This window comes from Aeromonas sp. FDAARGOS 1409 (genome assembly GCF_019048705.1).
Classification (GTDB): domain Bacteria; phylum Pseudomonadota; class Gammaproteobacteria; order Enterobacterales; family Aeromonadaceae; genus Aeromonas; species Aeromonas sanarellii.
The window spans coordinates 1,034,991-1,055,184 of sequence record NZ_CP077395.1; the positions used below are offsets into that span (position 1 = coordinate 1,034,991).

20 protein-coding genes are annotated in these 20,194 nt (G+C 65.6%); 3 read left to right on the plus strand and 17 right to left on the minus strand.

Translation table 11 applies throughout. The annotated features are described in order from the left end of the window. Positions 1–23 precede the first annotated feature (23 nt). From I6L39_RS04905 to I6L39_RS04980, 16 genes are all read right to left on the minus strand, one after another. Positions 24–488 (minus strand): MSHA biogenesis protein MshP, encoded by a 465-nt coding sequence (locus I6L39_RS04905; protein ID WP_254203737.1) that lies wholly within the window; start codon positions 486–488, stop codon positions 24–26. Next, on the minus strand, positions 478–1,242 hold the full coding sequence (locus I6L39_RS04910; protein WP_244462938.1) for a PilW family protein: 765 nt from the start codon (positions 1,240–1,242) through the stop codon (positions 478–480). The genes I6L39_RS04905 and I6L39_RS04910 overlap by 11 nt, the downstream gene beginning before the upstream one ends. 110 nt (positions 1,243–1,352) lie before the next feature. Beyond that, complete coding sequence (locus I6L39_RS04915) at positions 1,353–1,928, minus strand: prepilin-type N-terminal cleavage/methylation domain-containing protein (RefSeq protein ID WP_216991204.1); 576 nt, start codon at positions 1,926–1,928, stop codon at positions 1,353–1,355. After that, a complete protein-coding gene (locus tag I6L39_RS04920) occupies positions 1,915–2,391 on the minus strand; it encodes a prepilin-type N-terminal cleavage/methylation domain-containing protein (protein WP_216991205.1) in 477 nt (158 codons plus the stop codon). The genes I6L39_RS04915 and I6L39_RS04920 overlap by 14 nt, the downstream gene beginning before the upstream one ends. A 68-nt stretch (positions 2,392–2,459) precedes the next feature. Further along, on the minus strand, positions 2,460–2,897 hold the full coding sequence (locus I6L39_RS04925) for a prepilin-type N-terminal cleavage/methylation domain-containing protein (RefSeq protein WP_209793778.1): 438 nt from the start codon (positions 2,895–2,897) through the stop codon (positions 2,460–2,462). A gap of 18 nt (positions 2,898–2,915) precedes the next feature. Further along, positions 2,916–3,563, minus strand: a complete 648-nt coding sequence (locus tag I6L39_RS04930; protein ID WP_042077972.1) for a type II secretion system protein — start codon at positions 3,561–3,563, stop codon at positions 2,916–2,918. A 77-nt stretch (positions 3,564–3,640) separates the two neighbouring features. Further along, a complete protein-coding gene (locus I6L39_RS04935) occupies positions 3,641–4,099 on the minus strand; it encodes a hypothetical protein (protein ID WP_042077997.1) in 459 nt (152 codons plus the stop codon). Between the two features lie 326 nt (positions 4,100–4,425). Further along, entirely contained in the window at positions 4,426–5,646 is a 1,221-nt protein-coding gene (locus tag I6L39_RS04940) for a type II secretion system F family protein (protein ID WP_216991206.1), read from the minus strand. 59 nt (positions 5,647–5,705) lie between these two features. After that, positions 5,706–7,418: an MSHA fimbrial ATPase MshE gene (gene mshE, locus I6L39_RS04945; protein ID WP_216991207.1), complete on the minus strand. Its 1,713-nt coding sequence runs from the start codon at positions 7,416–7,418 to the stop codon at positions 5,706–5,708. A gap of 80 nt (positions 7,419–7,498) precedes the next feature. Continuing rightward, on the minus strand, positions 7,499–8,668 hold the full coding sequence (locus I6L39_RS04950) for a tetratricopeptide repeat protein (RefSeq protein WP_216991208.1): 1,170 nt from the start codon (positions 8,666–8,668) through the stop codon (positions 7,499–7,501). Then, positions 8,665–9,555: an ExeA family protein gene (locus I6L39_RS04955; protein WP_216991209.1), complete on the minus strand. Its 891-nt coding sequence runs from the start codon at positions 9,553–9,555 to the stop codon at positions 8,665–8,667. The genes I6L39_RS04950 and I6L39_RS04955 overlap by 4 nt, the downstream gene beginning before the upstream one ends. Positions 9,556–9,650: 95 nt before the next feature. Next, a complete protein-coding gene (gene mshL / locus I6L39_RS04960; protein WP_216991210.1) occupies positions 9,651–11,327 on the minus strand; it encodes a pilus (MSHA type) biogenesis protein MshL in 1,677 nt (558 codons plus the stop codon). 69 nt (positions 11,328–11,396) lie between these two features. Beyond that, positions 11,397–11,699, minus strand: coding sequence for an MSHA biogenesis protein MshK (locus tag I6L39_RS04965; protein WP_216991754.1), 303 nt, complete (start codon positions 11,697–11,699; stop codon positions 11,397–11,399). A 49-nt stretch (positions 11,700–11,748) separates the two neighbouring features. After that, positions 11,749–12,396 (minus strand): MSHA biogenesis protein MshJ, encoded by a 648-nt coding sequence (locus I6L39_RS04970; RefSeq protein ID WP_216991211.1) that lies wholly within the window; start codon positions 12,394–12,396, stop codon positions 11,749–11,751. Continuing rightward, positions 12,396–12,989: a PilN domain-containing protein gene (locus I6L39_RS04975; RefSeq protein ID WP_216991212.1), complete on the minus strand. Its 594-nt coding sequence runs from the start codon at positions 12,987–12,989 to the stop codon at positions 12,396–12,398. Before I6L39_RS04975 ends, I6L39_RS04970 begins: the two co-directional genes overlap by 1 nt. Further along, the gene (locus I6L39_RS04980) at positions 12,989–13,852 is read right to left on the minus strand and encodes an MSHA biogenesis protein MshI (RefSeq protein WP_216991213.1); all 864 of its coding nucleotides are present in this window, start codon (positions 13,850–13,852) and stop codon (positions 12,989–12,991) included. The genes I6L39_RS04975 and I6L39_RS04980 overlap by 1 nt, the downstream gene beginning before the upstream one ends. Before the next feature lie 69 nt (positions 13,853–13,921). On the opposite strand from I6L39_RS04980, the gene I6L39_RS04985 reads away from it, so the two are divergent. Beyond that, on the plus strand, positions 13,922–14,869 hold the full coding sequence (locus I6L39_RS04985) for a 1-aminocyclopropane-1-carboxylate deaminase/D-cysteine desulfhydrase (RefSeq protein ID WP_216991214.1): 948 nt from the start codon (positions 13,922–13,924) through the stop codon (positions 14,867–14,869). A 59-nt stretch (positions 14,870–14,928) separates the two neighbouring features. Here the strand turns inward: I6L39_RS04985 and I6L39_RS04990 are convergent, their stop codons facing one another. Next, complete coding sequence (locus tag I6L39_RS04990; protein ID WP_209793788.1) at positions 14,929–16,848, minus strand: EAL domain-containing protein; 1,920 nt, start codon at positions 16,846–16,848, stop codon at positions 14,929–14,931. Between the two features lie 499 nt (positions 16,849–17,347). On the opposite strand from I6L39_RS04990, the gene I6L39_RS04995 reads away from it, so the two are divergent. Together I6L39_RS04995 and I6L39_RS05000 are read left to right on the plus strand one after the other, a co-directional pair. Next, the gene (locus I6L39_RS04995; protein ID WP_254203739.1) at positions 17,348–18,877 is read left to right on the plus strand and encodes an EAL domain-containing protein; all 1,530 of its coding nucleotides are present in this window, start codon (positions 17,348–17,350) and stop codon (positions 18,875–18,877) included. Between the two features lie 172 nt (positions 18,878–19,049). After that, on the plus strand, positions 19,050–20,147 hold the full coding sequence (locus I6L39_RS05000; RefSeq protein WP_209793790.1) for a calcium:proton antiporter: 1,098 nt from the start codon (positions 19,050–19,052) through the stop codon (positions 20,145–20,147). The last annotated feature ends 47 nt before the right edge of the window (positions 20,148–20,194 follow it).

A 20,194-nucleotide genomic window follows, 5' to 3' on the forward strand; every position in this document is an offset into this window, starting at 1 on the left:
GTACTGGCTCCTTGCAAGAGGTCTCACGGCGTGGTGCCATCGAAGGCTTCCGCCACCAGGGTACGGCTCACGGCAAAGTCCGGGCTGGGACCGCTCTGACGCGGATCGCCACAGCGCCCTTCGCTGCGGAATCTGTAGCCGGTCTGGGTCCCGCCGGCCGCGCTCACGGCGATCCGCTGGCAGCTCACCTCGGCTTCGCAGTCCACCAGCCCGGGTACCGCAAACGGGGTCCGGGTCAGGGCGTCGCACTGCCGGGCCTGCCAGTGGTCGTTGGGATAGAGCCGGTACAGCGCGATCTCCAGCCCGCTCTGGGCCGCCATCAGGGCCCGCACTCCGCGCACCTCCACCCCGTGCTTCTCGCCGCTGTCCACCAGGAAGCGCCCCATGGCCGCGGCCAGCAGGGCCATGATGACGATGACGAAGAGGGCGATCATGATGGCGCTGCCACGCTGGGTGCCGGGGGGAAGGGGGCGGGCGTCAGGGGACATTGAGCGTCTCCAGCTTGTGGTTGAAGAGGACGCGCTCGCCGCGCTGCTCGAACTCCAGCCTCAGCCCCACCTCGCTCTGGCTGAAGGCGGCGGGCTCCCGGTAGAAGTAGTGAGCCGCCGGGCGGACATGCTCGGCCATCAAAACCGGCGTGCTGGCGGCGATATCGGTTCCGATGGCGGCGCTGGCCCGCATCAGCCGGCTTCCCGCCACGCAGTAGCGCACCTGCCGGCTGGCAAAATAGATGCGCTGCCCCGGGGAGCCCTTGGCGAAGGTGCCCTGCACCGTCAGCGGCAGCGCCCCCGAGACCGGGCTCCCCACGGTATCGACTTTGGCCACGCACCTGCCGTGCAGGCAGCCCTGATCCAGGGTCAGCAGGGGATCGGCGAGGGGATAGACGATGGCAAGGTCTTGATCCTGCCTGGGAAGCACGGTCGGCGTCACTATGGCGAGATCGCTGCCGAGGCCGGTGCCCAGGTAGCGGCTGGCGGTGACGATGGGCCAGAAGCGCAGGCAGACCCCCTGCTCCATGGCGCTGCCACCCTCGTCCTCGATGCGCACCGAGCCCGGCACGGCGTCCCGCACCTCGCGATTGAGCCGCTCCAGGGCGAAGCGGGCATCGCTCATCAGCTGTTCGCGGCGGCTGGCGTCCCCGTAGATCTGGGTGCCGATGCCGATGAACTGGCTGGAGAAGGTGGCCATGACCCCGAGCAGCAGGATCACCATCACCAGTTCGACCAGGGTGAAGCCCTGCATACGCCTGGGTTGGGCGCAGGTTCGATGAGCGAAGCCTGATCGGACGCGGTAACGGGTTGTGGTAACCAATGCGCAATCGGATGCGGCATAACGGGAATGCGGCTTGTCCATCAATAGTTCCCCCGATAGAGGGCAAAATCCACCTCGCTCCCATCCGGCAGCCGCACGGCCAACTCGATGCGCTTGCCGATGGACTCGGCACCATGGCCCATGCTGCCAAAGAGCGCGTCCGGCACGACCGCGATCTTCACCCGATAGTGGCGATACTCCTCCTCGCTGACACCGGCCGCGGTCTGGGTAAAGCGGTTGGCCGCCACCCAGCTGCCCCCGGTGTCGAAATCGTCCACGTCGTTGAATTCATAGGGACGGGCCTCGCCGCCGTCCGGGCCATAGTCGGCACTCGCCGTGCAGGGGGCATGGGCTATGGGAGGCGTGCCGGCGGTCTCGCCGCAGCGAAAACGGCCGCCGTTGTGATCGGAATGCTCATCGAAGGACTTCTCCAGCACCTCGTTCAGGATGCGCTGGGCCAGCTGAGCCGCCCGCACCTGCTGTACCGGATCCACCGCCTGGGGCGCCTGGTTGATGAGGAGTCCCAGAATACCGGTCAGCGCCACGGCCAGCAGCACCATGCCGACCACGAACTCGACCAGGGTGAAACCGCGATTGGCCTTCTTAAGGGATCGCATGGACATAGCCTTCTGACTCGATGCGCAGACGGGCGCTCTCCCGGCCATCGCTCACCACCAGTTCGCACCCGGCCGCACAGCCCGCCGCCAGGGGCCGGCCACTGTGCCTGTCGAAATAGAAGGCCCCCGGGGGGGAGAGCTGCAGGTTGCCGGACGCCTGCACCAGACGCCCACGGGTCTGCTCATCCGCACTCCAGCCGGAGATGGGGGCGGGGGCGCAGCTCGCCCTGGTCAGATGGCCAAAGCGCCCCGCCTCCAATACCAGCTGGGTGCAGCGCGCCTCCCCTTCCTGCATGTTCATGGTCTGCACCAGCCGCAGCCGGGCCACCAGCTCGTCGCGCAGCGTATGGGTTTCAAAGCCGCCTTTGCCCAGCCACTTGGGCACGGCAAAGGCGGCCAGAATCCCGAGCAACAGGATCACGATCACCAGTTCAATCAGGGTGAAACCCTTGGTTGTCGTCATTCACGCTCTCATCGGGAATATCAGGGATAAAGAAAAAGCGAGGCCGAAGCCTCGCCAGAGCAAAACGATTAGCAACCGCTGAGCGTTGTTACGGCAGCAGAGGTATCACTCGCTTCTTTGTAGTTCACGGTGCATTTGGAGCTACTGGTAGAGAAGACATAGTTACCCGGAGCACTGGAAACCTTGCCGCTCCAGGAGCCATCGATTGTCACCGCATTCTTGATCCCTGCATCAGATGCTTTCGGATAGCCATAAGCTGTTTCAATGGCCGTACCATCAGAACCGGTAACAGAAGCACTACTCACTCGTTCTTCACCTTCCAACGCAGACTTGCTATAGACCAGCTGAGCAGAGCTGCTTACGGCAGCCTGCACACCCTGAGCAGCAGATTTCTTGGCATCATCCTGCAGATTCAGGAACTTGGGCGCGGCGGTGACCGCCAGAATGCCCAGGATGATGATCACGATCACCAGTTCGATCAGGGTAAAACCCGATTGCTTCTTCATTGCGTTTTCCTCGGTTTATCAATTGATATGGGTGGTCACCTGGCCTGAGGCCGGGCGATAACTGAAACTCATGTAGGCGTCCGTGCTCCCTTGCGGGTCCTGATAGCGCCCATCACTGCCCTTGCTGAGGCTGTTGACCAGATAGTAACGGCAGACCGAATCCAGCCCGTTGTTGCTCACCGTGGCATAGAACTTCAGGTCATTGCCGCTACCGCGCACCTCGTCAAAGCTGGCAGTCGCCTTGGGAGGGTTCTGCAGCAGTCCCTCCCAGATATTGAGACAGCGGGCCGCCGTCAGGCTGGCCGGATCCACATTGGCGCTGCCACTCGCCGCCGTGTCCATGGGATACCCCGGAGAGAGCTCGCCATTGCTGACCTGGCTGTCGGTTGGCGTCGTCAGGTAAAAACGGGAGCCGTCATAGAGCACCGTATTGAGCCCGTCCTGCTTGGCCCGTCCTTCGGCCTCCCACTGGGCCCGCACCAGGGAGACCCCGGTGGCGAAACCGCCGGACACCCCCTCCACGCTCGCCTTCTTCGCCTCGTCGGTCACGTCGAGGAAGCGGGGCAAGGCGGTGACGGCCAGGATCCCCAGGATCACGATGACGATCACCAGCTCGATCAGGGAAAAACCGGCCATCCGGCCAGGACTCACTCTCTTTGCTGCCATGCTGCCTCCGTAATGGTCCGCATTATTTCATGTGAACAGAAAAAAATCATGCCGCTGAAGCACTTGAGCGTGCCGGCTCAAGGCTTGCCCACCCGGCCATCGCGAAAACGGTAGCTCAGCCACTGGCCTTCCCAGCCGAACTCGCACCCGCCCCCATCCCGGCTGGCGAGGGCCTGCCAGGCTGGCAGGGCCCGATCCTCTGGGCCGATCAGGGCCAGCCACAACCGGCGGCAGTTCTCGGACGGCGAGCCCAGCGGCAGCACCGCCAGGGGCCAGCCCCGATCGTCGAACTGCCAGGCCAGCCCCTCGGCATGGAGCACAACGGGGCGCCGCTCATCGAGCCAGCGCCCGTGCAGCCGCTGGACCCGCTCGGCGAATTGCTCCCCGAGCAGGCTCAGGCTGACCGCCAGCGCCTCTTCCCGGTGGCTGCGATAGCTCGTGGCCAGGGTGGCAAGGATGACCAGCAGCAGGACGAGGACGACCATCCGCCTGTATCCTCCCAGCCAACGCTGATCCTGCTCCGACTGTCTGCTCATGCCTTCCCGCCCCTTGTCTACCACGCACCGCTCGCATCATGTCCCCCACCAGGAGGAGTGAAGATGCCGGACCACATCATTGACCGCGCACCGCTCGCATCATGCCCCTCACCGGGAGGAGTGAAGATGCCGGACCACATCATTGACCGCGCACGCCCCTTATCATGACCCCCACCAAGAGGAGTGAAGATGCCGGACCACATCATTGACCGCGCACGGCACGCATCATGTCCCCACCAGGAGGAGTGAAGATGCCGAACCACATCATTGACCGCGCACGGCACGCATCATGTCCCCACCAGGAGGAGTGAAGATGCCGAACCACATCATTGACCGCGCACGGCACGCATCATGTCCCACATGGGCGTAAAGATGCCGAGCGCCAGGATCAGCACCATGACCGCCACTATGCCGATCAGGATGGGTTCGATGCGGGCGGTGAGGCTCTTGAGATCGTAATCCACCTCCCGCTCGTAATATTCGGCCGCCTCGTGCAGCAACTCGTCCACCTGGCCCGTCTCTTCCCCCACCGCGATCATCTGCATCACCAGGGGGGTGAACAGGCCGCTGGCCCCGGCGGTGCGCAGCAGGCTCTCACCCCGCTCGATGCCGCCCCGCATGTCGCGGATCCGCCCCGCCATATACGCATTGTCCACCGCATCGGCCACCAGGGTCAGCGCCGTGTTCAGCGGCACCCCCGCCTTGAGCATCATGGAGAAGCTGCGGGCGAAGCGGGCCAGCAGGGAGCGCTCTATGATGGAGCCGACGATGGGCAGTCTGAGCTGCCATCTGTGCCAGGCCAGCTTGCCCCTGGTCGTGGCAACCCAGCGGCGCCAGCCGACGACAGCCCCCACCAGGATGGCCAGCAGCAGCCACCAGTAGTGGACGAAGAAGTGGGAGGTGGCGAGCAGGATCCGGGTCGCGAGCGGCAGCTCCACCCCGAACTTGGCGAACATGTTGGCAAAGACCGGGATCACCATGATGTTGAGGATCACCATGGCGACGGCGATGGCGATCATCACGAAGCTGGGGTAGCGCATGGCGGTCTTGATCCGCTTGCGGGTCTCCAGCTCCAGATCGAAGTAGTTGGCGAGCTGCAGGAAGGCCTCCTCCAGCTGGCCGGTATTCTCCCCCACGTGGATGATGGCCACGAACAGGCTGCTGAACACCCTGGGGTGGGCCTGCATGGAGCTCGACAGCGGCCGGCCATTGCCGAGATCCTCTCCCAGGGCGTGGAGCGCCCGCTTGAGGGGCTTGCTGTGGGCGCTCTCCTCCAGCCCGGCGATGGCGCGCAGTATGGGAATGCCTGCCCGGGTCAGGGCATACATCTGGCGGCTGAACACCACCAGCTCCTCCAGCTTGACGCTCCCCTCCAGCAGCAGGGACCAGTCGATGGCGGCAGACCTGGCCTGGCCGGCCTTCAACTCGGTGGGCATGACCCCGCGGCGCATCAGCTGCTCGGCGGCGGCCAGCTCGCTGGCCGCCTCCACCACGCCGCTGACGGCCTGCCCCTGGCTGTCGCGCCCCTTGTAGGCAAAGCGGCTCATGGGCGACCTCGATCGCCCGGGGGGCTCTGTGATGCACTGCTATGGGTGTGAGTCATGACTTACCCCAGATCCTCCGCCAGCCTGAGCACCTCGTCCACCGAGGTGATCCCCTCCCGGGCATAGTCGAGCGCCGTGAGGGCCAGGGGCCTGTAGTGCTCGTGCTCCCGCGCCGCCCGGGCGAAGCCCTCGGCGTCATTGCGCCGCAGGGCGTCCATCATGGGCTGATCCAGCTCCAGCAGCTCGTAGACCCCGATCCGGCCCGAGTAGCCGGTGAAATTGCAGCTCTGGCAGCCGCGCCCCTTGCGATAGCTGTGCTGGCCGGGCGCCTCCCCAGACAATACGGAGAGCCAGGTGGCCTGCCCCTCGTCCGGCGCCGTCTCGCAGGCGCAGTGTTCGCACACTCGCCGCACCAGGCGCTGGGCCACCACGGCCCGCAGGGCGCTCGCCACCAGGTAGCCCGGGGCCCCCATGTCGATGAGGCGCAGGGCGCTGGTGACGGCGTCGTTGGTGTGCAATGTGGTCAGCACCAGGTGGCCGGTGATGGCGCCGCGCAGGCCGATCTCCACCGTCTCGCTGTCCCGCATCTCCCCCACCAGCAGGATGTCCGGATCCTGGCGCAGGGTGGAGCGCAGCACCTGGGAGAAGGTGAGGCCTATCTTGGGGTTGACCTGCACCTGGTTGATGCGGGGCAATCGGTATTCTACTGGGTCCTCCACCGTGATGATCTTGTGGCTCGCCTGGTTGAGTTCGGAGAGCGCGCCATAGAGGGTGGTGGTCTTGCCGCTGCCGGTGGGGCCCGTCACCAGGATCATGCCGTGGGGACGCCGCAACTGGCGGCGAAAGCGCGTCAGTATGGCCGGCGGCATGCCGGTCTCGATCAGGGACAGTATTCCGGAGGACTGATCCAGCAGGCGCATCACCACGGACTCGCCATATTGCACCGGCATGGTGGACATCCGCACGTCGACGTCGCGGCCGCGCACCTTCATGTTGAAGCGGCCATCCTGGGGCAGCCGCTTCTCCGAGATGTCGAGGCCGGCCACCAGCTTCAGGCGCAGCACCAGCGCCTGGGCGATGCGCACCTCGCTCAGGATGTTCTCGTGCAGCACCCCGTCGATCCGCTGGCGGATCCGCAGCACCTTCTCGTCCGGCTCGATATGGATATCCGACGCCCCCACCTGCACCGCATCCTCGAACAGGGAGCGCAGCAGCTTGGCCACCGTCGCCTCCCCCTCGTCGGTCCCGGCGTTCAGGCCGCCGGTGCCGAGCTCGAAGACGGTCTCCTGGTGCTCCTCGTGCAGCTGCACCGCGAAGCTCTCGATCTCCCGGGTGCGGCGGTAGAGGCGATCGAAATACTCCAGCAACTGGCCTTCCCGCGCCACCGCCAGCACCAGCTCCCGCGGGCTCAGCAGGGCGGCGATGGCATCGAGGGCGCTCAAGTCGGCGGGATCCGACATCACCACAGTCACCTTGTCGTCGGTGAGGTTGACGGCCAGCGCCCGGTAGCGGCGCGCCTGCACCTCGGGCAGCAGGGTCACGGCCGCGGCGTCTATGGTGAGGTTGTTGAGATCGAAGAAGGGCACGTCCAGCTGACGGGCGAGGAAGGTCAGCAGCTGCACCTCGCTGATGAAGCCGAGATCGATCAGGGTGGTGCCCAGCTTGCGGCCGGTGTGGCGCTGCTGCTGCAGGGCGAGCTGCAGCTGATCATCCGAGATGATCTGCTCCTGAACCAGCAGGTCGCCGAGGCGCATCTTCAGTCTGGGTTGTGCCATTTACGCTCCGATGTCGGTTGCTTCACACCCGCGGCCCATCCGGTCAGCGTTCGCCGACGCGGCCGGGCCATGGCGGGTTCTTAGGGGTTGAGCTGGGCGATCCGCTGTTCCAGCCACTGGGTCGAGGCCTCGCCCAGGTTGCCGTGCAGCTGGGCGTTGCGATAGGCGTCCAGCGCCCGCTGACGGTGGCCCTGACCATCCTCGGCCACGCCGAGTCCGAGCCACCAGCGCCCCTGATCCGGCTGCTGGCGCAACAGCCTGACATACAGCTCGGACGCCCGGGCGGGCTGCCCCAGCTCCTGGGCGAGTCCGGCCCAGGTGGCGTAGTAGTCCAGGTTGCCGGCCAGCTCGGGCTGGTAGCCGGTGAGCCAGTCCAGCGCCTTCTGCCGCTCTCCGCTACCGATGGCCACCCGGGCCAGCAGCAGGCGCAGATCGGCCTGGGCGGGATCCAGCCTCAGCCCCTCTTCCAGCACCTGGCTCGCCTCGGCCAGCCGCCCCGCCCCGTAGAGCAGGCCCGCCAGCTGTTCGCGCGCCCCCTGGTTGTGCGGGTCGTGGGCCAGCACTTCGTAATAGCTGTCCTGCGCCTCCTGCATCTGCCCCTTGGCCATGGCGGTGGTCGCCTTGCGTTCGGCCAGGGCGGCCAGTTCGGACGCGGAGAGTTCCACCGTCTCTATCTTCAGGATCCCGGGCTTGCGCGGGGCCGCAGGCGCCTCTTCGGCGTCCTGCTCCGCGGCCAGCTCGGCATAGAGATCCGGCTGCAACTCCTCGTCGCTCGGGATCGCCTCGTCCGCCAGCCCCTCGTCCACCTGGTTCTCATCTGCCTGGGTCTCGTCGGCCTGGGCCCCGGACGCCGGTTGGGCCTCGTCGGCGGGCACCGGCGTCTGAGCCGGGCTCGATACCCTCGCGGGGGACGCCGCCAGCACGCTCGCCGCCCCCTCCGAGGAGGCGGTGGGCACTGCCGTGCTCGCCATCGCAGGGAGGGCGGACGAGACGATCGGAGTGACAGCGGCAGACGCCGATGCCTGGACCGGAGATTCGACGACCCGCGCCGTTGGCTGGGCGGCCCGCTGGCTCTGCTGCCAGTAGATCCAGGTGCGCCAGCCGAGGATCGCCAGGGCCAGGGTGCACAGCAGGGTCAGCACCAGCATCCACCAGCCCTGCTGGCGCACCGGCGCCACGTAGACGGCGGCGTCCTCGGATCCCGGCTGGCGCCGCTCCAGATCCTTGAGCATCTGATTGATCACGCTCATGACCAGACTCCATAGGCCAGGGCGGCCCCCAGCAACAGCAGCAGGGGCCACCAGAAGGTGAGACGACCGCCGCCGGCGTCCTCGGTATCGCGGATGGCGAGCCGCACCAGGGCGCTGTCGATCCGCCGCAGCCCGCGGCCATAGGCCAGCATCAGGCACTTCTGGGCCAGTATGTTGATGAGGCGAGGAATGCCGCGGGATGCGCGCCACAGCCTGCGCAGGGCCCGCCCCTCGAACAGGGCGGCCCCGCGGTAGCCGGAGACCTGCAGCCGGTATTCCAGATAGGCCCGGGTCTCGTCGAGCCGCAGCGGCCGCAGGCGGTAGGAGAAGCCGATGCGCTGGCGCAGCTGGCGCAGGCGGGGTTGCCCCAGCCGCGCATCCAGCTCGGGCTGGCCGAACAGCACGATTTGCAGCAGCTTGCAGGACTCCGTCTCCAGGTTGCCGAACAGCCGGATCGCCTCCAGAGTCTCGTCGGGCAGGGCCTGCGCCTCGTCGATGAGCACCACCACCCGGCTCCCCTGCTGGTGCAGGGCGATGAGGTGGCGGTGGATGCGATCCGTGAGATCCAGCTCGCCCTCTCCCTGTAGCGTCAGCCCCAGCTCCAGGGCCAGGGCCGTGCGCAGCTCCCCCGGGGTGAGATGGGGATTGGGCAGCCAGGCCAGGCGCACCGGACGCGCCTCCGAGCCCAGCTCGCTCAGCAGCTTGCGGCACAGCAGGGTCTTGCCGGTGCCCACCTCGCCGGTCACCTTGATGAAGCCCTCCCCCTGTGCCAGCGCCCAGTTGAGCACCTGCATCGCCTCCTCGTGGGGGGGCAGGCCGTAATAGAAGCCGGTGTTCGGGGTCAGGCCGAAGGGGGGCTCCCGCAGGCCGAAATGGCTCAGATACATCTCCCCTCCCCGGCCCCGTCAGCGCCAATATTGGGGGCTGCGGCGGCAAGAGGCCGGCGAGATGGCGCTGACGCTATGGGGGTGCGCATCATGGTTTAGCCCTTGGGCGGGTACCATTTGTCGAGCAGCTCGGAGGAGCGTTGCAGCTCCTGCTGCCAGGTATCCTTTTCCACCACGGTCGGCTTGAGCATGATCACCAGCTCCACCTTGCGGTTGCTCTCGCGGCGGTTGGTAAAGGCATCGCCGACCCAGGGAATGTCCCCGAGCAGGGGCACCTTGCTGACGATCTCCTGCTTGTCGGTCTTCATCAGGCCGCCGATGACGACGATGTCGCCGTTGTTGGCCTGCACCACGGTATCCGACTCGCGGATGGAGCTCTTGGCGAGCGGCAGCACCAGGGGATCGGCGGTACCGACGTTGATGGTCTTGCTCTGCTCCTCGGTGTCGATGACGGAGGGGTGGATGTGCAGCAGCACCCGGCCGGCCTCGTCGATCTGCGGGGTCACGTCCAGGGCGATGCCCGAGAAGAAGGGGGTCAGCTCCACGTTGGGGGTGACGATGGGGGCCGAGTTGCCCGAGGTGGTGGTGGTGGTCGAGGCATTGGTCACGAAGTACTCGTCCGTGCCCACCTTGATCACCGCCTTCTGGTTGTTGGTGGCGGTGACGCGCGGGCTCGACAGGGTGTTCACGTCCCCCTGGGTCTTGAGCAGGCTGACCGCCACGTTGAAGTTGCCATCGGAAATGGTGAAGCCAGCACCGCCCCCCAGCGCCCGGAAGATCTGGTTGGGGGTATTGGCGATGGGGCTGTCGAGCAGGGAGCCGCCCCCCGTGATGCCCTTGCCGCCATCCCAGCTCGCGGAGAGACCGCTCCAGTCCACCCCCTGCTCGTAGCCCTCGTTGAGGGAGACCTCCAGGATCCGCGCCTCCAGCACCACCTGGCGCTTGAGATGCTCACCGGACTGATCCAGGAACTCGCGCACCGCCTTCAGCTCCTTCGGATAGGCCCGCACCGTGACCAGACCCGCCTGGGGACTGGTGATGACGGCTCTCCCCTCGCCGTTGCCGATCAGGGTCTGCAGGGAGTCCCGCAGATCGGTCCAGTAGTCGTTGTTGCTGTCCGTCTCGATCCGGGTGCCGTTGCCGTTGGCATTGCTGTCACCGTTGGAGGAGGAGTCGAAGTTGTTGTTGCCGCCGTTGTTCAGGCCGTTGTCGACGTTGTTGTTATTGCCGTTGTTATTGTTGTCGTTTGCGGTCACCCCGCCGGTACTCACCGAGGTACGGGAGAGGCCGCGGCGAGCCATCATCAGGTAGTTGACCGGTATGGTCTCGGTGCGCAGACCGGCCGGATAGACGTGGAAGACATTGCCCTTTCGCTGCACGTCGAAGCCGTACATGTCGCCGACCGTCGCCAGCGCCTCCTGCAGGGTCACGTCTTTCAATTCCACCGAGATGGCACCCGCCACCCCGGGATGGACGGCGACGCTGTAACGGGAGCCCTTGAACAGGGAGCCAAAAAACTCCACCGCATCGACGTCATGGGCCGCGATGCGCATCCGTTTCTCGGGGACGGGCAGGGGCTGCTGGGGACGATTGAGCTGCAGCAGTTCGCTCTGCACCGAGGGGGGCAGGGTGGTCAGGGGGGCGGTCGGGGTCTGCTCGCTCATGGCCTGCTTGAGCGCATCCTTCGCCTGCACCGGCTCGGGATGGCGATAGGTAGTGCAACCCGCCATCGCCAGCGCGAGGGGAAGCAGACAAAAAGGGGGTTTTTTCATGTTATTCGTGCACCTGACTCGCAATGAAACTCGACAAACCTGGCCCGTGACATCCTTCACGGTACCGACTCACATCCGGATCTTGCTGCCAAACAGGGTCAGTGTCTGGCGCTTGCCCGCCTTCTCCAGCACCACGGAATCGACGCCGATGGCCACCAGCCGGAAGCCGTTGACCTGCTGGCCCACCCGATAGCTCTGGCCGTTGATCACCGCCAGGGCCGGGCCGTTGCCCAGGATCACGCTCTGCAGGCGGGGCAGGCCGGCCCCCTTGCTCGCACTCGCCGCCGGCGCCGTGCCGGCCAGGGGAGCCGTGGGATCCTGCAGCACCTCCGCCTGGGCCGGGGGGACCAGCAGACAGCCCCACAGGGCCAGCCAGCGCCAGGACGGGAGGGCGCGGGATCCCGTCCCGCCGATATGCCGCTTAACCACGGATAAACTCCTTGCTGGTGCTGAGGGTGTAGATCTCCATCGCCACCGCCGCCTTGGGGTGTTCGACCACCCTGTAGTCGAAGCCCTTCCAGTAGAAGTGACGGGGCAGGGCCTCCAGCGCCTTCAGGTACTGGTAGACATCGAAATAGCCCCCCTCCAGCTGGAGCCGGATCCCGTGCCTGAACAGGTTGACGCGCTGCTCGCCGGCCATCAGCGGCTCGGGTTTGAGGGAGGTCAGCGCCAGCATATGCAGGCTGGCGGAGCGAGACAACAGGGCCTCCAGCACCGCCGGCATCTCCCGGGCCGGGATAAGATCCACCGTCTGGGCCAGCAACTGCCCATCCAGCTGGTCGAGGGACGCCTGCACGCCGGCCAGCTGCTCGCGCACCCGGGCGTTGGGATCCCGCCCCAGCCGGGCCTGCTTGCCCTGGTTCTCCAGGGTCAGGATCTCCAGATCCCGCTGCGCCGCCATCAGAGCCTGGCGATCCTGGTTCAGGCGGGTATTGGCGGCCTCCAGCCAGCCATAGACGCCGAGGGCGCCCAGCAGGATGACCCCCGTCAGCAGGATCAGGATCCGCTCCCGCAGGCTGAGGGCGGCGATCCGGGTCGCCCACCCCTGCCACTGTGCCTTCATCTCCATCAGGGGGCCTCCCGCGCTATGCCACTGAGCTGGAAGGCCAGCCGGCCCTCCTTGTCCCGACTCAGGGTGAGCTCGCCAAACTGCGCCCCCGCCAGGGTCGGGGTCTGCTTGAAGCGATTCACCCAGGCGGGCACGTCCTGGCTGCGTTCGGCCACCCCGGAGAGATTGATCCGCCCGTCGCTTATCTCGATCCGCTGCAGGGAGAGGCGGGCATCCCGCAGGCGGGCGAGATCCGCCATCACGCCCGCATAGCCCCGGGATTTTTGCAGGGAGAGGCTGCCAAGCTGCTGCATCAGCGCCTGCTTGGCGCCCAGCTCCTCCCGCTTGTCGGCCAGTTGCTGCTGCAACCCGGCATCCGCCTGATGACGGGCCAGCTCGGCATTCAGCCGCCTGGCCTCGCCGCGCTGCACGTCGAGCTGTGCCCGCACGCCAGCCAATTCACGGTCCAGGCCCTGCTGTTGCCAGCCATAGAAGAGGGTGGCCGCCAGCAACAGCAGCAGCACGCCGCCCCAGACCAGGCTCATCTGGGGGAGGCTGGCCCACAGGCGCCTGGGTCTGAACTCGGCGCCATAGAGGTTGATATGGTGTTTCATCATTCGCTCCTGCCCAGGGCGGCGCCATAGGCACTGAGGTACTCCACCCCGGCCAGCACCGCCTTGTTGGCCATGGCCGACACCGGGAAGCCGAAGGCCTGCTCCAGGTGGCGGACCAGCAGCCCCATGGCGGAGGAGGCGATGGCGAGCTGCAACTGGCCCGGCTCCGGCAGCTTGAGATGGCCGGCCAGATAGTCGATGGAGCGCTGAAGCTCCAGCGCCAGCGCGTCGAGCAGCTCGTCTTCGGGCTCACGGGGGCCGGTGAGGGCGGCAAAGCCGCGCAGCTGGCGTGAGAAGCAGAGGCCGCCCCGATGGAAGACCAGCAGTTGCAACTCCTGTCCCCTGGGTTGCCAGAGCAGCATGCGGACCGCCTGATCCTCCTCGTAGAGGGCCGTCATGGCCAGCTCGTCGCTGACGATGGCGGCCAGGGTGGCCACGCCGTTGACCGCATCCGCCACCTGCTGTATCCGGCTCTTCGGCACGCAGATCACGTTGATCCTCGGGCGGCCCGCAGGGGGGGTCGGCAGATCCACGTAATCCATGGCGAGCTGCAACACGGGGTCGGTGACGAAGTCCTTGACGGCCCAGGGCAGGGCCCCCGCCATCTCGGCATCGGGCACGGCGGGCTTGTCGATCTGGATCTGCTGATAAAGGCTGGCGGCCAGGGCCACCCGCACCTTAGACTTGGCCAACCCATGCAGGGAAAACAGCTCTGCCAGGGCCCTGGACCACTCGTGAGGCCCATTGACGGCGCGGCTGGTGAACACGGGCGCGGGCCCCGTGCTGGCCAGCAGGATGCGATCGCTGGCCAGCAGGAGTCCGACCTGATGGCTGGGGGACGAACGTCTGAAAAATGACTTCATCTGGCTCTGCACCTGACGGCATGAAACGGATTAAACCTTAACATAAACAGGCGATTAGCCTCCAATTTTATGACAGACAATGCTCCAAAGGCCGGGCCGACGCCCCCCGCAGACGACCCGCTGGCCCCCCTCAGTCTCCCCTCCCCCCTGCACAGGATCCACCACCCGCTGCTGGATGCCAGGGACGTCAGGCTCTGGTGCAAGCGGGACGACCTGATCCACCCGACCCTCTCCGGCAACAAGTGGCGCAAGCTCAAATACCACCTGGAACGGGCCAGGTCACAGGGCAAGACGCACATACTGTCGTTCGGCGGTGCCTACTCCAATCACATCCACGCCCTGGCGGCGGCTGGGTTCAGATTGGGGCTGCGCACCACGGGCATCATACGCGGTGAAGCCGCCACCGTCAGCAACGCGACCCTGAGTGCGGCCAGAGGCTGGGGCATGGATCTCGTTTTCGTGGACCGCCAGATCTACCGGCGACGCCAGGATCCCGACTGGCTGGCCAGGTTCGAGGATGAAGACACCCTGATAGTGCCGGAGGGGGGCAGCAGCCCGCTCGCTATCCCCGGGGTGGCCGAGCTGGTGACCGAACTGCCCTTCTCGCCGGATCTCTGGGTGCTGCCCTGCGCCAGCGGCGGTACCCTGGCGGGGCTCATCGCGGGCAAACGGGAGCGGGAGCGGATCCTGGCCATCGCCGTGCTCAAGGGGGGAGGCTTCCTCCATGACGAGGTATGCCGGCTTCATCCGGCGGCGGCCACCACCCAGGGATGGCACATCGCCCTGGATCACCACGATGGCGGCTACGCCAGGTTCAGCCAGGCGCTCTGGCAATGGGTGCAGGACTTCAGCGCCCAGACCGGGCTGCCGCTCGAGCCCATCTACAGCGGCAAGGCGATGTGGGGGCTGTTTCGGGAGCTGGACGCCGGCCGCATTCCCCGCGGCAGCGAGGTGGTCTTCATCCACACCGGCGGCATGCAGGGGCTGGCGGGCTTGCGGGAGCAGGGCCGTCTCTAGGACCGCCCGCCACGGCCGGTCGCGCCAAAGGGCGCTTCATCGTCCTGCCGGCGCCACTGTCAGGTGGGCATGGTGAACGGTTCGGGCTCGGCGAACCAGGGGCCCTGCCCCGCGTGCACCCCGAGGTGGCGCAGCATCTTCCACTCGTCGCCGCTCTCCACCCCCACCGCTATCACCCGGGTCTGGGTGTTGGCACAGCCGCCCACCAGGCTGCGCACCGCCATCTGGTTGACCTGGCGCAGGTGGATCTCCCGCACCAGGCTGGGGTGCAGCTTGAGGAAGTGGATCTCGAACTCCTTGATGTACTGGGTGCTCACTACATCCTGACCCGCGTGATCGATGGCCAGCTGGCAGCCCAGCATGCGCAGCGCCCGCAGCGGCCGCTTGAGGGCCTCGTAGTGGCGGGTCACCTGGGATTCCGACAGCTGCAGGATCAGCCCCTCGTTGGTGCTGCGCGGCAGCTGGAACAGATCGAAGAAGAGCTCGCGCTGGAACTCCCGGTTGAGCAGGTTCTGGGCGCTGAGGGAGAGACTGACGGGGCAGCTCGACGCCGGCCGCTGCCGCAGCAGGCGCAGGGTGCTGGCGACCACCAGCCGGTCCAGCGGCAGCAGCAGCCCGGCCTTCTCCGCCATGGGCATGAAGACCCCCGCCTGCAGCTCCCTGCCCTGTTCGTCGTGGATGCGGATCAGCAGCTCCTGCTGCAGCACCACCTGATCCCGCTCCTGCTGCACCGGCTGCAGATAGAAGGAGATCCCCCGCTCCTCGATGCGACGGCTGATCAGGGTGCGCCAGCGCACCGTCCCCTTGCTGCTCGCCTCGTCGTTGAGGGACTTCTCGAACAGGAACCATCCGCTGTGGCCCTGCAGGCGCGCGCTCTTGAGCGCCAGCTCGGCCTCCTCCTGCACCTTGAGCAGGGAGTCCTCGGCCTGGTAGCAGACGGCCCCCAGGTAGACGGCCGTCTCCACATTGACCGCCTCGGGCCAGTGCAGGCGCTGCAGGCTCTTGAGCAGCTGGCTGGCCCCGTCCACCATCTCGCTCTCGGACATGTTGGGCAGCAGCACGGCAAACACCTGACCCGCATAGCGGGCCTGCAGGGCGCCGCTGTGCTTGCGCACGAAGGCACCGATGGAGGCGCTCGCCTCCATCAGCAGCTCCTGGCTCGGGCGACTGCTCAACTCGGGATCCAGCTCCTCCAGCCCGGCCAGCTCGATCAGCAGCACCCCGCCGCTGATCACGCTCGCCTCCATGATGGCGCTCTCCAGCCGGTTGTCGAAGAAGAGGCGGTTGCCGATGCCCGTCGTCTTGTCGACGAAGGCATTGCTGCGGATGAAGTTGTCGAACCGGCTGCGCTCCTTGCGGGCGTCCGCCAGCTCGGCCAGCAGATAGTCGAGGGCCTGGCTGGCCGGGGCCGGCCACTCCTCTGCCGGATCATGGGCCAGCTTGGTGAGCTTGCCATCCAGGATCAGCTGGGCCCGTTCCGCCAGCAGTTCGGCACCGCGCAGCTGCTGGCGCAGCCAGCGAATGGAGTACCAGAGCCCGAACACCACGATGAAGACGCCGAGGGAGATGCCAAACATGGCCCGCATGGAGTACTCGAACTCCTTGAACGGCCTGTCCAGCTTGAAGTCGGCCCGCATGCCGGCCTGATTGGGGATCGCCTTGCTGTAGGGGATCAGCAGGCTCTCGTCGGTCTGCTGCTGCACGTCGCGAAACCAGTAGACCCGCTGCTTGTCCTGGCGGATCTCCAGTTCGACCACGTGGGAGGCCCGCAGCAGGGAGGGCAGCCAGCGGGCAAGGGCCTGCTGGTCATCGGTCACCCCCAGCTGCTTGTCGATGATCTCCACCAGGGAATCGACCCGGTTCTGCTGCAGCTCCATGCCCATCTGGCGGAAACTGAAGACCCCGCCCAGCATCACCATGGCCATGGCCGCGATCACGCACAGGGTAATAAAGGAGACGAGTTGAGTGGTCAGTTTCATGTGCCTTTCCGTAGCCGACAGCATCCATAGGGCCTCATGGTATCAGCCTTGGCCAAAGCCCGCCTATGGATGAAGATCCCGCTTCTGCAAATAAGCGGACGGGGGCGTCAGACTCTGGCCGGCAGGCCGTCGGAACGGAAAACTGGAGGAGGGGCAACACCCGGGGGAGACGGACAGAAAAATGGTCCCGCACGGGGACCAAAAGAAACACTCATATCAAAACTAACACTCTGTGCTACTGACAAAAATAGATACAGGAGTATTGAACACACGGTGAGTCAAACCGCACCGCTACTCTAGCCATTTCAGATAAGCTGGACAATTGTCATTTATGACAGGTCAGCGATTGAATCTTCATCAATCAATTTGTCATATTGGTTGTTTATCAAGGGATTACCATTTTTGTTCCAAGTGTGACCGACCCGACTCAAATCGATGCAGCTAATGCTATGATGTTGCAATCCATTTGCATCCCATGCGTCCACCGGACAGGTATCTCTTGCGACGAACATCCCCTCTCTGGATCAGTCTGCTGTTGCTCTGCCTGCCACCGCTGCTGGCCTTGCCCCTCGGGCACCTGCTGGAGCGCCCCCTCGCCCGCCAGTTGCTGACACAGAAAGGCCGGGAGATAGAAGAGGCGCTGCTCGAACGCCACCGCGAACTGGATCAGGGCATTCGCCTCCAGCTGGCTCGCTTTCGTTTCGATTGCGGCCCCCAGGACATGGCGCTGCTGCGCGGTCCCCATTTTTACAGCAAGCATCTTCGAATACAGGGGCTCATTCTCGCCTCCGGCAGCGGCTGCTCCAGCCTGGGACAGACGTTGCCCTTCCACTCCGCCGACATGCCCCCCTACCCCGCTGGCGATCAGTTCGGGATCATCGCCACCCAGGCCAGCTTCCACACCGAGCAGGAGCTGGTTGCCTACTACAGGGCCGGCGGCAATATCGCCTACTGGGTGCTGAGCAACAGCTGGAGCCATGACCTGCTGAAAACCCCTTGTGCCGACTGTTTCTATCTCGAGTTCAGCCAGCTGGAACCCGGCGAGGTGAATCCCATCTTTCCTCGCGGGGACAGCACCATCAAGCAGGAAGCCACCAGCCAGAGCCTGAGCTTCCTGGATCCCGGCAAGCAGATCAGGCAGACCCTGTGGGCGGGCAAGGCGCTGCAGCGCCATGCAAGCATGCGGGCTCGCCACTACGGCCTCTGGTATGGCGGTGCCCTGGGGGGTCTGCTAGTGGCCATCTACTGGGGGCTGCGCAACTACCGGCGCTCCCTCAAGGGGTTGCTGCAGGCCGGGCTGGCACGGCGGGAGTTCATCCCCTTCTACCAGCCCGTGGTGGACAGCCGCACCCGGGAGGTGGTCGGCTTCGAGGCCCTGCTGCGCTGGCAGCGGGGGCGGAACATGGTGCCGCCAGGCACCTTCATCGCCTATGCGGAAGAGCAGGACCTGATCCTGCCCATGACGGATCAACTGCTGGAGCAGGTCATCGCCGATCTCCCCAGTCTGGCGCCGACCCAGTGGGTCAGTGTCAACCTGGTGGCCGCCCACATAGAGCAGCCCCATCTGAGCGGCCAGTTGCAGCGCCATGGCTGGCCCTCTCCGGACAGGCTCACCTTCGAGCTCACGGAGCGCAAGCCCATCACCGACATCCAGGCGGCCATGGGGGAGATCGCCACCCTGCAGGAGAAGGGGTATCACTTCAAGCTGGACGATTTCGGCACCGGCTACGGCGGCTTCGCCTACCTGCAGCGCCTCGGCATCCGCCAGATCAAGATCGACAAGATGTTCGTCGACACCATAGGCACGGACGATCCCAAGCGCAACCTGCTGGAAGCCATCATAGCCTTCGGCCTCAAGTCGGACATGGAGATGATCGCCGAAGGGGTCGAGACCCAGGCCCAGGTCGACTATCTGATCCAGCATGGCGTCCATCTGATCCAGGGCTATGTCTACGCCAGGCCCATGCCCCTCGGCAAGCTGAAGATCTGGCTGCTGGACTGGCGGCAGCACAACCCGGGCGCAGCCTAACCGGTATAGGATCCGGTCTGACTGGCCGGATCCTATACCTCTTGCCACAAAAATGATTTTCCCTCGAGTGGACAACACCCTATATCATCAACGGGTTCGTCACCCCGGTGACGCCATCAAGTTGCTCCATACCCCGTCGGCCACCGCCGCCCCGAGATGAGAACCACTGCCTATGAAGTCCTTTATCCGCCAAGAGATTGCCCTGCCCGCCGGCCTGCTGACCCTGATCTTCTTCAAGACCCTCGGCAGCGACCTGTTGACGGAGGCAACCCCCCTTGCGGTCTACCTGCCGGTGTCGCTGGCCCTGCTCGCCGTCGTCACCTGGGCCATCTTCTCCGTGGTGCGTCATTCCGATGCCCTGGCCATCAAGCTGGGCGAACCCTTTGGCACCCTGATCCTGACCCTGTCGGTCATCTCCCTGGAAGTGGTGATGATCTCCTCCGTCATGCTGACCGGCGAGCCCAACCCCACCATGGCCCGCGACACCATGTTCGCCGTGGTGATGCTGGTCACCAACGGCCTGGTGGGCTTCACCCTGCTGTTCGGCGGCTGGCGCTATCACACCCAGAACTTCAACCTGGACGGGGTGAAATCCTATCTGGTGGCCATCATTCCCCTGGCCCTGCTCTGCCTGGTGCTGCCGAACTTCACCCAGGGCGGCTCCCTGGGGGGGCTGTCCAAGGCCATGTCCTGGATGCTGATCATCGTCTCGATCCTGCTCTACGGCGTCTTCCTGCTGATCCAGACCCGCAGCCACAGCCACTTCTTCGTCGACGGCGATCACGAGGATCACGAGGATCATCACGGCCCGCTGCAGAGCAACGTCTACCACACCCTGCTGCTGATCGCCTACCTGGTGGTGGTGATCCTGCTGGCCAAGACGCTCGCCATCCCCATCAACCACGGGGTGCACGTCATGGAGGCCCCGGCGGCCCTAGGGGGCTTTATCGTCGCCTGTATAGTGCTCGCACCTGAGGCGGTCGGCGCCATCAAGGCGGCCTTCAACAACCAGCTGCAGCGGGCCATGAACCTCTACTTCGGCTCCGTGCTGGCGACCATCGCCCTCACCGTCCCCTCCGTGCTCTTCATCGGCGCCCTGGTGGGACAGGAGGTGCGCCTGGGCCTCTCTGCCGCCGACATGGTGCTGCTCATCACCACGCTCATGGTCTGTAAAGTGACCTTCAGCAGCGGCCGCACTCACGCCCTGCACGGCGCCACCCATCTTGTGCTGTTTGTCGTCTATCTGTTCCTGATGTTTGAACACGGATAAAGCCCAGAAATGAAAAGACCGCCCCATGGGCGGTCTTTTTTATGGTC

Bases quoted from the DNA above. Each gene is read 5' to 3' on its own strand.
- I6L39_RS04905 (WP_254203737.1), bottom strand. From the start codon at position 488: ATGTCCCCTGACGCCCGCCCCCTTCCCCCCGGCACCCAGCGTGGCAGC.
- I6L39_RS04910 (WP_244462938.1), bottom strand. From the start codon at position 1,242: ATGCAGGGCTTCACCCTGGTCGAACTGGTGATGGTGATCCTGCTGCTC.
- I6L39_RS04915 (WP_216991204.1), bottom strand. From the start codon at position 1,928: ATGCGATCCCTTAAGAAGGCCAATCGCGGTTTCACCCTGGTCGAGTTC.
- I6L39_RS04920 (WP_216991205.1), bottom strand. From the start codon at position 2,391: ATGACGACAACCAAGGGTTTCACCCTGATTGAACTGGTGATCGTGATC.
- I6L39_RS04925 (WP_209793778.1), bottom strand. From the start codon at position 2,897: ATGAAGAAGCAATCGGGTTTTACCCTGATCGAACTGGTGATCGTGATC.
- I6L39_RS04930 (WP_042077972.1), bottom strand. From the start codon at position 3,563: ATGGCAGCAAAGAGAGTGAGTCCTGGCCGGATGGCCGGTTTTTCCCTG.
- I6L39_RS04935 (WP_042077997.1), bottom strand. From the start codon at position 4,099: ATGAGCAGACAGTCGGAGCAGGATCAGCGTTGGCTGGGAGGATACAGG.
- I6L39_RS04940 (WP_216991206.1), bottom strand. From the start codon at position 5,646: ATGAGCCGCTTTGCCTACAAGGGGCGCGACAGCCAGGGGCAGGCCGTC.
- mshE (WP_216991207.1), bottom strand. From the start codon at position 7,418: ATGGCACAACCCAGACTGAAGATGCGCCTCGGCGACCTGCTGGTTCAG.
- I6L39_RS04950 (WP_216991208.1), bottom strand. From the start codon at position 8,668: ATGAGCGTGATCAATCAGATGCTCAAGGATCTGGAGCGGCGCCAGCCG.
- I6L39_RS04955 (WP_216991209.1), bottom strand. From the start codon at position 9,555: ATGTATCTGAGCCATTTCGGCCTGCGGGAGCCCCCCTTCGGCCTGACC.
- mshL (WP_216991210.1), bottom strand. From the start codon at position 11,327: ATGAAAAAACCCCCTTTTTGTCTGCTTCCCCTCGCGCTGGCGATGGCG.
- I6L39_RS04970 (WP_216991211.1), bottom strand. From the start codon at position 12,396: ATGGAGATGAAGGCACAGTGGCAGGGGTGGGCGACCCGGATCGCCGCC.
- I6L39_RS04975 (WP_216991212.1), bottom strand. From the start codon at position 12,989: ATGAAACACCATATCAACCTCTATGGCGCCGAGTTCAGACCCAGGCGC.
- I6L39_RS04980 (WP_216991213.1), bottom strand. From the start codon at position 13,852: ATGAAGTCATTTTTCAGACGTTCGTCCCCCAGCCATCAGGTCGGACTC.
- I6L39_RS04985 (WP_216991214.1), top strand. From the start codon at position 13,922: ATGACAGACAATGCTCCAAAGGCCGGGCCGACGCCCCCCGCAGACGAC.
- I6L39_RS04990 (WP_209793788.1), bottom strand. From the start codon at position 16,848: ATGAAACTGACCACTCAACTCGTCTCCTTTATTACCCTGTGCGTGATC.
- I6L39_RS05000 (WP_209793790.1), top strand. From the start codon at position 19,050: ATGAAGTCCTTTATCCGCCAAGAGATTGCCCTGCCCGCCGGCCTGCTG.